Annotated in this window: 13 protein-coding genes; 8 read left to right on the forward strand and 5 right to left on the reverse strand. The window is 56.9% G+C overall.

Annotation, left to right across the window (positions count from 1 at the left end; all coding sequences use genetic code 11):
* Positions 1–93 precede the first annotated feature (93 nt).
* Together WN982_RS27275 and WN982_RS27280 are read left to right on the forward strand one after the other, a co-directional pair.
* Positions 94–327 carry a DUF6471 domain-containing protein gene (locus WN982_RS27275; RefSeq protein WP_341318708.1) on the forward strand — a complete coding sequence of 78 codons (234 nt, stop codon included), beginning with the start codon at positions 94–96 and terminating at the stop codon, positions 325–327.
* Positions 328–675: 348 nt separating this feature from the next.
* Complete coding sequence (locus WN982_RS27280) at positions 676–1458, forward strand: metallophosphoesterase (protein ID WP_341318709.1); 783 nt, start codon at positions 676–678, stop codon at positions 1456–1458.
* An 824-nt stretch (positions 1459–2282) separates the two neighbouring features.
* On the opposite strand, the gene WN982_RS27285 is transcribed toward WN982_RS27280, so the two are convergent.
* The gene (locus tag WN982_RS27285) at positions 2283–2612 is read right to left on the reverse strand and encodes a hypothetical protein (protein ID WP_341318710.1); all 330 of its coding nucleotides are present in this window, start codon (positions 2610–2612) and stop codon (positions 2283–2285) included.
* A gap of 190 nt (positions 2613–2802) precedes the next feature.
* On the opposite strand from WN982_RS27285, the gene WN982_RS27290 reads away from it, so the two are divergent.
* Complete coding sequence (locus WN982_RS27290) at positions 2803–3321, forward strand: hypothetical protein (protein ID WP_341318711.1); 519 nt, start codon at positions 2803–2805, stop codon at positions 3319–3321.
* 431 nt (positions 3322–3752) lie between these two features.
* Here the strand turns inward: WN982_RS27290 and WN982_RS27295 are convergent, their stop codons facing one another.
* Together WN982_RS27295 and WN982_RS27300 are read right to left on the reverse strand one after the other, a co-directional pair.
* A complete protein-coding gene (locus tag WN982_RS27295) occupies positions 3753–4268 on the reverse strand; it encodes an SET domain-containing protein-lysine N-methyltransferase (protein ID WP_341318712.1) in 516 nt (171 codons plus the stop codon).
* Between the two features lie 191 nt (positions 4269–4459).
* Positions 4460–4645: a DNA cytosine methyltransferase gene (locus WN982_RS27300; protein WP_341318713.1), complete on the reverse strand. Its 186-nt coding sequence runs from the start codon at positions 4643–4645 to the stop codon at positions 4460–4462.
* Positions 4646–4879: 234 nt separating this feature from the next.
* On the opposite strand from WN982_RS27300, the gene WN982_RS27305 reads away from it, so the two are divergent.
* Positions 4880–5692 carry an IS5 family transposase gene (locus WN982_RS27305; protein ID WP_341312036.1) on the forward strand — a complete coding sequence of 271 codons (813 nt, stop codon included), beginning with the start codon at positions 4880–4882 and terminating at the stop codon, positions 5690–5692.
* Here WN982_RS27305 and dcm read toward each other — a convergent pair.
* Positions 5652–6503, reverse strand: a complete 852-nt coding sequence (dcm, locus tag WN982_RS27310) for a DNA (cytosine-5-)-methyltransferase (RefSeq protein ID WP_341318714.1) — start codon at positions 6501–6503, stop codon at positions 5652–5654. The two genes, WN982_RS27305 and dcm, sit on opposite strands and share 41 nt — an antisense overlap.
* A gap of 187 nt (positions 6504–6690) precedes the next feature.
* Between dcm and WN982_RS27315 the strand changes: the two genes are divergently transcribed.
* Positions 6691–7398 carry a papain-like cysteine protease family protein gene (locus tag WN982_RS27315; protein ID WP_341318715.1) on the forward strand — a complete coding sequence of 236 codons (708 nt, stop codon included), beginning with the start codon at positions 6691–6693 and terminating at the stop codon, positions 7396–7398.
* A gap of 24 nt (positions 7399–7422) precedes the next feature.
* Here the strand turns inward: WN982_RS27315 and WN982_RS27320 are convergent, their stop codons facing one another.
* Positions 7423–8328: a hypothetical protein gene (locus tag WN982_RS27320; protein WP_341318716.1), complete on the reverse strand. Its 906-nt coding sequence runs from the start codon at positions 8326–8328 to the stop codon at positions 7423–7425.
* A 67-nt stretch (positions 8329–8395) separates the two neighbouring features.
* On the opposite strand from WN982_RS27320, the gene WN982_RS27325 reads away from it, so the two are divergent.
* The 3 genes from WN982_RS27325 to WN982_RS27335 all read left to right on the forward strand — a co-directional run bounded on the left by WN982_RS27325 (position 8396) and on the right by WN982_RS27335 (position 11176).
* Entirely contained in the window at positions 8396–8935 is a 540-nt protein-coding gene (locus WN982_RS27325; RefSeq protein ID WP_341318717.1) for a hypothetical protein, read from the forward strand.
* A 45-nt stretch (positions 8936–8980) separates the two neighbouring features.
* Entirely contained in the window at positions 8981–9826 is an 846-nt protein-coding gene (locus WN982_RS27330) for a hypothetical protein (protein WP_341318718.1), read from the forward strand.
* Between the two features lie 474 nt (positions 9827–10300).
* The gene (locus WN982_RS27335) at positions 10301–11176 is read left to right on the forward strand and encodes an H-NS family nucleoid-associated regulatory protein (RefSeq protein WP_341318719.1); all 876 of its coding nucleotides are present in this window, start codon (positions 10301–10303) and stop codon (positions 11174–11176) included.
* Positions 11177–12170 lie beyond the last annotated feature (994 nt).

Consider the following 12170-nt stretch of genomic DNA (forward strand, 5'->3'; position numbering starts at 1 on the left):
TTTATGTGGCGTAAAGATCCCACATATGAGACTATAGGATGGCCGTGACGAGAGTGCGAGTGATACTCGCGCTTTTCGTCTGGTGTGGCATCAATGATCGACTGGAACCGTGAGGCAAAGCGTTTGCTTCGGGCTGAGCTCGTGCGTAGGCAGATTGGCTACAAGCAACTGGCCGTTCTGCTGGAAGGGCTCGGGGTGGAGGAAACCGAGCGTTCAATAGCGAACAAGATCTCGCGAGGGGCCTTCACGTTCGTTTTTTTCCTGCAGTGCATGAAGGCGCTGCGTCGGCCTGCGATTCACATCGATCTCACCGACATCGGGGAGTAGCAGGGCGTAAGCGGGCAACTTGGCGGTGGCGAGCGCGGCAGTGTTGTCCTGCTCGGCGGATATGCGTTGCGCGGCTCAAGCCCGCGTAAGTGGCGATTCGAGGACTGACTGAGGGAAGGCCGGCGACTGGGTGAGCCGATCAATCGAGTGGATTACGAATAGGTGTGCGAATTAAAGTGGAATCTGCGTCCATCGTGACCCTCTCAGCCGACTCAGATTTGTCTAAGGTGATTGCTGGGAAGATGGTGTTGGGTTAAATGTTAAGGCGAAACCCCGGGAAAGGTAAGGCTGCGGCACTTTGGATTGCCTGAATGTTCGTAGATGAGCGGCCCGTGGGGAGGAGGGGAAGTGAAGATCCAGATTGCGTCTGACCTTCATCACGAGATGGCACAGCACCGCGCGGATCTCGCTGCACCACTTCCAGTGACGCGTGAGACGGATGTCCTCGTTCTGGCTGGGGACATTCACGAGGGCAGCAGAGCTATCGACTTGTACAGCGGTTGCCGTGTCCCTGTCGTGTATGTCACTGGCAATCACGAACCGCTTGGGCACGACTATCAGAAATTGTTGAGTGAACTTCGCGAGCGTGCACAAGGAACATCAGTGCGTTTTTTGCAGGACGATGAGCTCGTTCTTGGAAACGTAAGATTCCTCGGTGCGACCCTTTGGACGGACTACAGCCTCTACCCATTACGGCTTAACGATGCCATGCGTGCTGCCGGTGCGGCGATGGTGGAGCATAAGGGCATCAAACAGGGATCAGGCCGCTTTTTCCGACCCGAAGACGCGCGTGAACATCAGGGCCGGACACTGCGCTGGTTACGCGAACGTCTCGATGAGTCGTTTGACGGAAAAACAGTCGTGGTCACGCATCACGCACCGTCGGGCATGTCGATCCCTCAAAAGAACCGGGCACACGTTCTTGCCGCCGCATATGCCTCGAACGTTGAACTTCTGGTGATCAAGGCGGATTTATGGATTCACGGTCACATTCATGCATCAAGCGACTACCGGATAGGTGATTGCCGCGTGATCTGCAATCCGCGAGGACGACCGGGCAAGAACCGCGACAACCCAGATGTGCCTTATGAAAACGCGAATTTCGACCCGTCGCTTGTTATTGAACTGTAGCAGTCTACGGAATTCCCGGGAGAGAGTGATGCCAATCTACGTAGGCACTGCCACTGACGACAAACCCGAGATTTTGCTCGAGTGCTGGTCTATCCGGGAGACAGATAATGGAGACCGTCACTTCGTCGGGTTTAACACAGCTCATTGTGATGGCCGTGTAAGCACACCAATAGTCTCGTTTGATCCGCGCACCAGATTGGGAGTGACGTCTAGTTGTCGGCAGTATAGGCTCATAGGTAGGGCTGGTTTTGACAAAGACGCCGAGTACGTCTGGAACTGGGCGGTGAGGGTCTGGGACATATCAAACTGGTCTGACGTCACGGGGCAACTGTGCCCGGATTGGCGAAATCCGGTCCCGGAGGCGGAGAGGACTGCGGATTCATCTCGAATCGACGGATGCCTGACACCGCCTGCGGATGCTGAGGGAGGCTAGCGAGTTTCCTGCCTCAATATGTTCGGGAGCGCGTCTTCTCGACGTCGCTTACCGGAGATTCGTATGGCCTGAGTCGACTGAGCTACAGCACGCTGAGCCATGTTCTTGAGTATCGGCGGACGATGATGGCAAAACGAAAGTGCGAACGTAAACGGCCTGATGCAGCGAAATTGCAATCGCTTTCGAGAGAGTTGGGAGCCGCTTTGCGCAAGAGTGGAGCTGCAGCCATACTTAAGCAGATGAGTCCGCGCGAATTCGTCGACTTCATGACCAGTTCGTCCTTCGAAATAGGACTTATCTTCAAACGTGATCTCAGAGACGCACTCTATGACATGCGGCGGGACTCGAGCAGAAAGCGGTCACGGGCTCGACGTGGCACAGGTAAGTAGATTCATCTCGAATTAGCGCGTGCCAGGCGGGGATGGTTGCCGACGCCCCACGGTACCTCTTTGACCTTCACGCCGCACTGGCGGCAGTCGACGTGGCGCATCGAATAGAGCAGAATCACTGCGAAACCCCAGACCGGAATGAATTCGAAGCGACGTTCATGGAGTCTGTCATACCCGCTGCCAAGTTTGTTGCAACACGAGCAGATCGGCTTGGAGCCCTTGCGCGGGCGCGCGTCAAATTCAACGCTCTGGGTCGCGTCGCACAGGCGTGCACCTTCGTACACGAAACCGGGAAAATGATGGCAGGCATTCAGCAATCGTGTCAGCAGCATGGCTAGCAAACGAAGAAGCGTCGGTAAGACAGATATGGTCGCGCGCGGAATGAGCGACCTCGAACGCTTTGTGCCTGACTTGCAAAATTGGGCGGCTTGCTGGAGCGTCGAAGACCAAGATGTTCCATATAGATGGCGATGATGCGAGCAATTGGTGGCCGCGCGAAGTCGATTTGAGAGGTGAATCGTGTTGAGTTCGAGGGATGACGCATACAACCTACTGGCCGAGCTTGGCGCCAGTCTTCGCCTTGTTCGTCATGTCAAGCTGGTCGGCGAGGCCGCCGACTTGCTGATACAACGCTATCGGTCAATGGGCCTAACGTTCGATGCCCAAGTAGTCGAGATGGGCGTTGCGGTCCACGATGCTGGCAAGATCCTGTATCCGAACGAGCTCGACGGACCGGGCTCGTTACACGAGCCCGCCGGGGAGCAGCTCATGATTGAGCACGGCGTACAAGCCAACATCGCACGCTGCTGCATCACGCATGCCGCGTGGGGTGATGAGGGTGTGTCGCTTGAAGAACGGACCGTCGCCCTTGCCGACAAGTTGTGGAAAGGCAAACGGGAGGCCGAGCTTGAGCTTCTGGTGATCGATGAAGTCGCCAAGCGGCTGGGCGTCGGCCGCTGGGACGTGTTCGCAGAGTTAGATTCGACATTCGAGGACATTGCGGTCGGCGCAGGTGACAGATTGAAACGCAGCCGAGTCTGATGGTACTACGGTGATCGACAGCACACCGACTTGGCAACCGACTGCAACCGGATCGTAGCGTCGCCAGCTCATACACCACACTTACTACCGCTACCCCTGCGACAACAACCTGCACGTACAGATTTGTGCACCCTTAAGCTAACGGTGGAACACCCAGACCAGGTGACATGACTGCACTATGCTCGCGTCTCGTCCCATGATCGGCCGAACAACTGAAGACGCAAGCGGCGTGGTTCGGGGAACATTGCCGCGAAGCCGGTTTTAGCGATGTCGAAGTCGTCACCGATTTGGGCCGTGTCCCGAACTGCTGTAAGAAAGGGCTACATGACTTTCCTGCTGGAGATCGTTCGCGGGCGCGTCGCGCGGCGGACGATAGTAATGAAGGATCGGAGACTGCGCTTTGTCCGCGAAGGAGCCCGTTGCAGGCGGAGTTAGGCCGTCGTGCGTCGGGATTTGTCAGAGTTGTGCAGCCCCTTCTTCCGTCGTCGATCCTCGAGCATCGTTCCCCTGCAGTCGGGCAATGAGCAATAGCAACGGAATTCCTCTCGAATCTTGCAGCTGTGGCGTCCATCTACAACCAGCGCGTAGTCGAGCGTGAGTTCCTCGCCAGGTGATATGTCGCGCAGCGCGTAAATGAAGATGCAGTTATTCGACAACTCGGCCTCGCAGTTCGGCGAACATGCGTGATTCAACCAGCGCGCACCGTTTCCGCCTTTGCTGCCGTCAATGACGATCCCTTCCTCGACGTCGAAGAAGAACGTGTGCCCAGGCTGTGAGCGGTCACTTGGCAGCTGGTCCAAAACGTCCTTCCAGCTGACTCGAGCGCCCTTGTATTCGCAGACGAATTCGCCTGCGACAATGGTGTTGTTCGCAAAAAGGCCTCGGCCATGCACCGGCGAACGGCGCACCACAAATCGCGGACGTACTTTGCGGGCGAGTTGATTCATGAAAGCGTCGCCATTTCGGAAAGGGGGGCGCAATGCCGGCGAAGCCACTGGCATAGTTTGCAGACATCCAGATGCTGACCAGGCAAAATCTAACTGTCAATTGGATCGCAAAGCCTGACGCCAGCCCAGTGGTCAACGTTGTGGGGGAATGCGGTGACCGGCTGGTGGTTCGCTTTGCACGGGTTTGCCGCCTACTTCAAAGCCGACGCAATCCAGCGCCCGGCGACGGCAGCAAGTTGTACCGGCACGGCGTTGCCCAATTGACGCATGGCTTGGGACCACGAGCCCGGGATTTCGAGTGTATCCGGCAATCCTTGAAGTCGCGCAGCTTCCCGAACTGTGAAGTGACGACTGGTTCCGTTGAGGTCCACCACCATGTTTTCGCCGCCAGGCACGCCGTGGACGCCTGCTTTGAGCGTCTTTGCCGGCTCATCGATAAAGCTGCCGGTGTGGCCTTCGTATTGCTTTCCTGCCCGACGAGGTTCATGTCCGCTTACGGCGGCTTCAAAGGATGGCGCACCTAGCCCGAGGAAGGCGTCTCGGCAGGTAAGCCAGGCCGCTTCTTCTAGAGCGTGTTAGGCACTTGGTGTGAGACCTGGTATCCTGGCGGGATGAAAAAAGCAGACCGCAAAGGGTACCCGACCGACGTGTCCGACGAAGAATGGAGCTTCGCGGCCGCCTATCTGACGCTGATGGACGTCACGGCGCCGCAGCGCAAATACGAACTGCGCGACATGTTTGACGCGTTACGCTGGATGGCTCGGGCCGGCGCGCCCTGGAGGATGCTGCCCAATGATTTCCCACCTTGGGAACTGGTGTATCAGCAGACTCAACGCTGGTTACAGGCAGGCTGCTTTGAGCACATGGTCTGCGACCTGCGCTCGGTGATACGCGTGGCACAGGGACGGCAGGGCCAGCCCAGCGCCGTGATTCTGGACGGTCGCACGATACAGTCGACCTGCGAGAGTGGTCCACGCGCGGGCTATGACGGTTATAAGCGCAAACGCGGCAGCAAGGTGCACATTGCTGTGGACACCTTGGGACAGTTGCTGGCGGTGCACGTGACACCAGCCAATGAACAGGAGCGCGCACAGGTGGCAGAGCTTGCGCGTCAGGTTCAGCAAGTAACGGGACATACCGTCAAGGTGGCATTTGCGGATCAGGGATACACGGGCAAAGAGCCAGCGCAGGCCGCACGCGACGAAGGCATTGAACTGCAGGTGATCAAACTGGAGGAAGCGAAAAAGGGATTTGTACTGCTGCCCCGGCGGTGGGTGGTCGAGCGCAGCTTTGGCTGGCTCAACCGTTTCCGCCGTCTCGCACGTGATTATGAACGGCTACCCGAAACCCTCGCCGGGCTTCATTTTGTGGTCTTCGCGATGCTTATGCTTGTTCACGCGGTGCCAGTCCTTCAAAGTTCCTAACACGCTCTAATGGTTCGACCGAAGCCGTCCATTTCAAAAGTTTGGCGCGTGCAGCGCGAGAAATCGCGTCATCGGTCGGGCGTGGCAGGCCGTGGCTTCGCCAGTATTCGCCGGTTATCCACTTGTCGAAGGCGAGTCGGCGTTCACTGTGCGTCTTCTCGGGAAATGGCGGCAGGGTGCCACAGTCGACCCGAACGCCGGCAATGAGAACTCGCTCGCGCTTCTGGGCGGCCCCGTAGTCCGCTGCATTGACTCTGATGAGAGTGACTTGGTACGTTGGGGCATTAACAGAATCTTCGAGGCCGCCTCGTTCGAGACGATGGAGCACCTGGCCGAGGTATTCGCTGAATGCCGGCCGTAGCAGTCCTTTAACATTTTCGAACAGAAACGCCCGTGGCTGCATCTCCCGCACGGCGCGTATTGCCTCCGGCCACATATCACGCGCATCTGTTGGCCCTGCAGCTCGGCCGCCGTTAGAGAATGGCTGACAGGGCGGCCCGCCGGCGACGAGGTCGACACCACGATAGCTGGTCCAGTCGATGGTCCTGACGTCGGTTTCGAAGATTTGGAGTGAGTTACCAGCGCCCTTATTCAGATAATTTGCGCGCAGAGTGGTGCACGCTGCCGCGTTGAATTCGGCCATCGCCAGGTGTTGAAAGTCGGCAATCTCTAGGCCTTTCGCCATACCGCCGCAGCCGGCAAACAGTTCGACGCATGTTGGGCGACTGCCGCCGCCGTCGAGCAGATTTTCATTTTGTACGCCTGCGACTGCAGGCGCGTTTACTTTAATATGATCTTCGATAGAACGCATAACACGAGCTCAAGTAAAAGCTCGTGTAGGAGCGGTTTTTAGCCGTCGTCTGCGTTTGTAGTCTCGACAGTTCTCAATGCAGTGTTTCGATGGAAATCTGGAGCTGTTTTAGCGCCTTCAGACCGGGTGACCGGTCAGCCGTGGCTAGTGCCCGCGCTGCCCGGACGCCGTGGACGAGATAGAACGAGTGAAAAATAATCAAGGCCTTCGGGAGCGAGCGGGCGTTTTCACGAAGCGACGCCGTTTCCTCGGGATCGGCGCTGCGTTGGTGTCCCTTCCTGCAGCTGCTACCGAATTTTTCGCCAGCAATGCCACGGCGCTCCCTGTCGACTGGAGCGACCAAATATCGCCAGTGCGACAACCTGAGAACATCGACCTGTGCTGGCTCGCTGCTGCAGCAATGATTCAGTCATGGCTTGCCCAGCGTTCAGTTACCTTGGCAGACGCCGCGCAACGACTCGGACGGGACTACGAGTCCCTGTTTGCAGCTGGAGCAGGACTGCCGCCGGCCAAGATTCCGGATATGGCGGCGAAGCTCAACATGAAAACCGCACCGCTCGCGACCTTGCATCCGGACTGGTGGGCGCAGCAGATGACTTGCGGACCGATGATTCTCATTGGAATGACGGAAATCTCGCCTGGGCCTCACGCACGGGTACTGCTCAACATCGGTCCTGGCACCGATATCGAGCACACAAGCGTGAAATATATCGATCCTCTAGACGGAACAGTCTATCTGCGCTCGATGGCAGCGCGGCAATGGTTCTATGCGACGCTGCCATTGCAGCACCCTGACAAGGTGCCACCGACGCAGGTGCTCTATTTTGATGAAGAGCCGACAAACTCACGACTACAATTCAGTGTGCAGGAGGGAGCCCGGATACTTGTTCAGTAGTTCAGACTTGCTATGTGCTACCGCTCACTGTTTGAACCATCGCTTGGATACGTTATCGACGATGATCTTTGCGTGAGCGTCGGTTTTTGCCCTGATTTCCGCGAGCTCGGCCGGTGTCTGGCTCATGGCCATACAGGTTTGGCGGTAGTCGGGCATCTTGATGGAGCAGGCCATCGCCATGTCCTTGCTGCGCTTGATATCGCCGCTGTCCCGATAGAACGCGATCACGTCAGGCCACGTACTGGGGGCCTCACCGAAATACGCGAATTGCTGCTGGACGTATGTTTGAGCAAGCTGTCGGTTTGTGGGAAGGATGGCATGAGCGAGTTGCATCTGCAGATGCCATGAGCGTTCGCGTGAATCAAGATTGCGCATGAACACCTGCGCCGCCGTGACCTTACCTGAGGTGTGAGCGAGCGCCATTAGATTACCGAGGTAAAAATCTGGCATCGCATCGTTAAGTGTCGGGCCGGATGCGGCCTGTTGAGCAAGTCTCAACGCATCAGGATATCGGTGTTCGGCCTCGAGCATTTCAATCTGTGGGATGAGCGCGTAGTGGCCAAGGACAGCCTTGGTTCGCGGCTGATTTCTTGCGGCTGCCCATGACTGTTCATGTGCGGGCGGTCGATTTGCTGCAAGCAGCGGTGCGACCGCCTTGCTGAGATCATCCTCGCGTGCCGCACCTTCTGGATGCGTGTCGCGGATGGCCGCCGCTCCAGTGACAATTGCGCTGTCAATTGCCTGTGTGGCATCAAAGGCTTTTTGCTTCAGGCCAACTTGCCCCTCGGCTAACGCAGCGTTCAGCTTGCTGAGGGCATCGTTAATGCTGGCTAGCGCCTGCAGCGGGGCCGCTGCGTCAGATGCTACGGCTGGAGGGGGCGGTGCCTTTGGAATCGAAGCGAGCGTACGGGAGGTGCACAGGCACGACAAGACCAGCTACAAGAACTGGAAGCAGTCAGTGCTGGGGGCGGGGCAGCGACAACCTGGTGTATTCGAGATGTTTTTTTCGTCCAGCCTTCTGATGTCGCTCAACCCGCTTATTTCAGGTATTCCAGCGAATTTGGAAGAGGCTCGAGAGCGTATTGGAAGTCAGCTAATTTCAAAGCTTGATGAGCGTGGTATATCCGCCCGGAGGACAGTAAAACGGCCGTGTCTGCCTACTCACGTACTGTTGATCGCGCTGACACCGAAGGATGAGTGGGCGCGTGCAAAAGCGACGTGGATAAAGGTATCTGCCGCCTTTGCCAATCGGGCGAAGGTAAGTGAGGACATGGTTGAAAGGGCGATTGCCTCGTGGGAGAAGCTTGTACCCGATGTTCTTACTGAAGTCCATAAAAGCAAGGAGCTTCAGCCGCTCGTGGAGCTTGCGCTCTCGTCGCCGGCGGTAGTCTTTGGCCGGGCGCTTCTGCGGCACTGGCCAGAAGCTATGTCCGATAATCAGATTCGAGGCGGCAAGGGAGTCGCTAGCACTTCTGGTCGTCAGCTCACACAGGAGTTCGCGCTGTTTGGCTTGCGTCGGTACCTTGACACCCACTGATTCTATGCCGCGCTTTCGAAGGCGAGACAGAAAGATTTCTCAAAGATGCTGATGCAGGCTGTTGTAGAAGGAAATCTTGAAGCTGTCCTGGACGAACATTTCTGGTTGCTGAATCGGACCAGTAGCGACCCTTGGCCGTCGCGATTGAAAACGCTGGAAGCTTCACTGGCATTGAGCGGCGGGCGAACAGTTCTTCACGAGAACGGGCGTCGTCCGAAGACTGGGCGGATCCGATGCCATGTCGCACTTCCGTTACACGAAGCAAAGATTGAGGAGGCTAAAACCGGAACTGACAGTGGTAAGAAAGACGATGAGGCGCCGGTACGTCCCGACCTGGTCAGAAACGCTTTCAACACTCCCTTCTGGCCTATGGTTCTGACGACGACGTCAGTTGGACAGGAGGGTTTGGATTTCCATCTGTGGTGCCGTGCGATTGGTCACTGGGATCCGGCACGCGGTCCGGTCGAGTTGGAGCAACGGGAAGGGCGCGTCGACAGATATGCCTGTCTTGCGGTGCGCCGCGCATTATCCCAGAAACTCGGACACAAAACCGCCGGGAATATGGAAAGCCCATGGGCGTCAATGAGCGACGTTGCGCACGAACTTGAAGACGACGAGCAGATGGCGCCTTGGTGGCGGCTCGACGGAGCAACTACCCAACAACTTTACTTTAGCGCAGCTGGTAGCCGTGAGTTGGAATTGCGACGGCGCCTGGAATGGGGACGTGCGTTCTACCGTATGCTGTTGGGAATGCCGGATGCCCGTGCACTTCTGGACGAACTCCAGGCAGGGGACGCACTTACAGAGGAGGCGGCCTCTCGGGCGGCGTTGCAGCTCAGCGCGTGGAAGCTCGCGCAAAAAGACCTAAGCCTCTCAAAGAAGAAACCATGAGTCTGAAGCTAGAGCGGAATTGATGGGCGCGGGATAAAAATGTTTTGGGACGCCTGCGTTTCTCCAGAATCCTTAAAAAATCTCGTGATTGACCATGGCACAGAAGATACGTGCAGCTACTGCGGGAACAGGACGCATACGGTTACCGGGTGTAGAAAATCCCCTTGAAACGCTGTGTTCAGATTTGTTCACGGCCCGCACTCACTGCTGCAAACTCCGCACTCTCTCGTCCATTAAGTCGTTTTCTTCAAAAGGCAACCGGCGCATTGTCAGGGAACGCCCGTAGGAGGCGCAGTCTGTCGCAACTAAGGAGGCTTCTGTTCGTGAGCATCGTCGCTTCGACAATATTTGGGAGCTAGTGTTCGTCAACTCGCCAGCACAGTAAAAATAACGTCTATTACGCCCGAATCGATACCAATGGGATCCACGAACGTGGCATAGTGCGATTGTTTATCAACAATAGGGAGAGTTTCAATGGCGACACTAGAGCAGATCCAGGCAAAACTGAAGAAGCTCCAGGCTCAGGCTGAAGCGATGCTCGCGAAAAAAGCACAGGATGCAGTCGACAAGATTCGTGCGTTAATGCTTGAGCACGGCCTTACTACTGCGGACATTGAAGCAAAAGCGAAGGTGACGCGAGAAGGGAAGACCTCGAGGAAAGTTGCGTCGAGCAATGGGAAAGTTGTGGCGAGCGTCAAAGCCAAAGGCGCACCCAAATATCAACACCCGAAAACGGGTGCAACGTGGAGTGGCCATGGGCGAGCTCCGGCGTGGATCGCCGACGCAAAGGATCGCGCCAAATTTTTGATTGCAAGTGTGGCCGACACTGCCGTTGCTATGAGCGAAGCCACTACGGGTAAGACGAAGGCTGCAGCCAAAAAACCGACGGTCACCACCCGCGCAGTTGGTCGCAAGGGGCAGCCGAAGGGGCCGCAGCCGGCCATGTACCGCGACCCGAAGTCTGGAGCGACGTGGAGCGGGCGAGGCCGCGCGCCAGCTTGGTTAGGGACGGACCGCAGCAAATTTTTGATCGATGGCGCAGTTGCGGAATCGAAGGAAACCAGCGCTGGTGCGACAGCCAAGCCGAAGGTTGCACGGGTCATGAAAGCAGCGGCCAAGAAAAGTGCAGTCAAGAAGGTCGTTGCGAAGAAAGCAGCTACGAAGAACGTAGCGACTGCGAAGAAGTCCACCGCAACGAAGGCGCCGGCTGAGAAAGCCGCTACTGCGCCCACTGCAAAAAAGGCCGTAGTCAAAAAAGCACCGGGGCGGAAGGCCGCAGCGAAAAAGGTGGTCGCTGCCGCTGAAGTTGCACCGGTGCCGGTAGTCTCTGCTGCTGAAGCAACGGCCTAGCGAGCCGGAGAGGCAAGTTGCTAGTGGCGACGGGATGCAAAGTCCCGTCGCCACTGGCACGTTAGTCACGGCTGGCCAGAATAAATCCGATAGCTACTCATATCAAAAACTCTTCATCAAAGAAACTCTACGTTCGATATGTTAGCTATGCCTTTGGCGGAAGAACCGTTATTCGAGGGTTGCCGGCCTTCGGCCGGCGGCGGCGTCATCGACGCCTGTTTGCCAAGGCAGCGTCACACTCCGCTGCTGGGCCGTGAGGCGCGGTAACGTCGTCCTCCTCAGCGGGGACAACCGTTTCCCATGCGAAGACAAGACGATCTGCATGGGCAGTTTTGTGCACCTTCATACTAACGGCGGATGTCGTCTCCAACTTCGATGAGCCTTGAGGACGGGATTCACCTGCTGCAGCAAAAGTCGCTACCGATAATGTCTAAGAACAAAAAAACAAATGGTGGCACGCCAGTTAGCACACGACACTGCTCGTCAGCCGTTGCACACGGGATATCTCTTGCCAGATCAATGACTTGGCACGTTAATAGGCAGGATATCCACAGCCTTGCTAACAAAATCTGTGGATAAGCGCTCGCGAGGCTAGGCTTGCGACATACCGAAGCCATGGTTATCCGGTACGTCGACGCTGCGACTGACAGCTTGCTGGCGCTAGATCCCGCTTTGCCCTGAGCTTATTATGGTATTCCTTGGCGGTCCAATCGAGGCGTTCGACGAGGAAATATAGTCGGCGAGCGTAGCCAGCTACGAGGAGAAGTCAATGTATTGCGTGCCAATTCCAATATAACCGTGGATCTGCGTCCGGCCGCCCGAGACCGCAACGCTGTACCAGTCGCTTTAACCAACTCCGAACGTACGGCGCTCGAACAGGCAATTTCCACAAAGTTCTTCGACCGTGAGGGATGGCGTTCTGACGATCGTGGGCGCGTCCTAAACGGGAATGGGAGAGTGATCTTCGACGTGGGCTTCGTCATAGGACTACGGA

The sequence above is a fragment of the Paraburkholderia sp. IMGN_8 genome (assembly GCF_038050405.1).
In the GTDB taxonomy this organism is placed as follows: domain Bacteria; phylum Pseudomonadota; class Gammaproteobacteria; order Burkholderiales; family Burkholderiaceae; genus Paraburkholderia.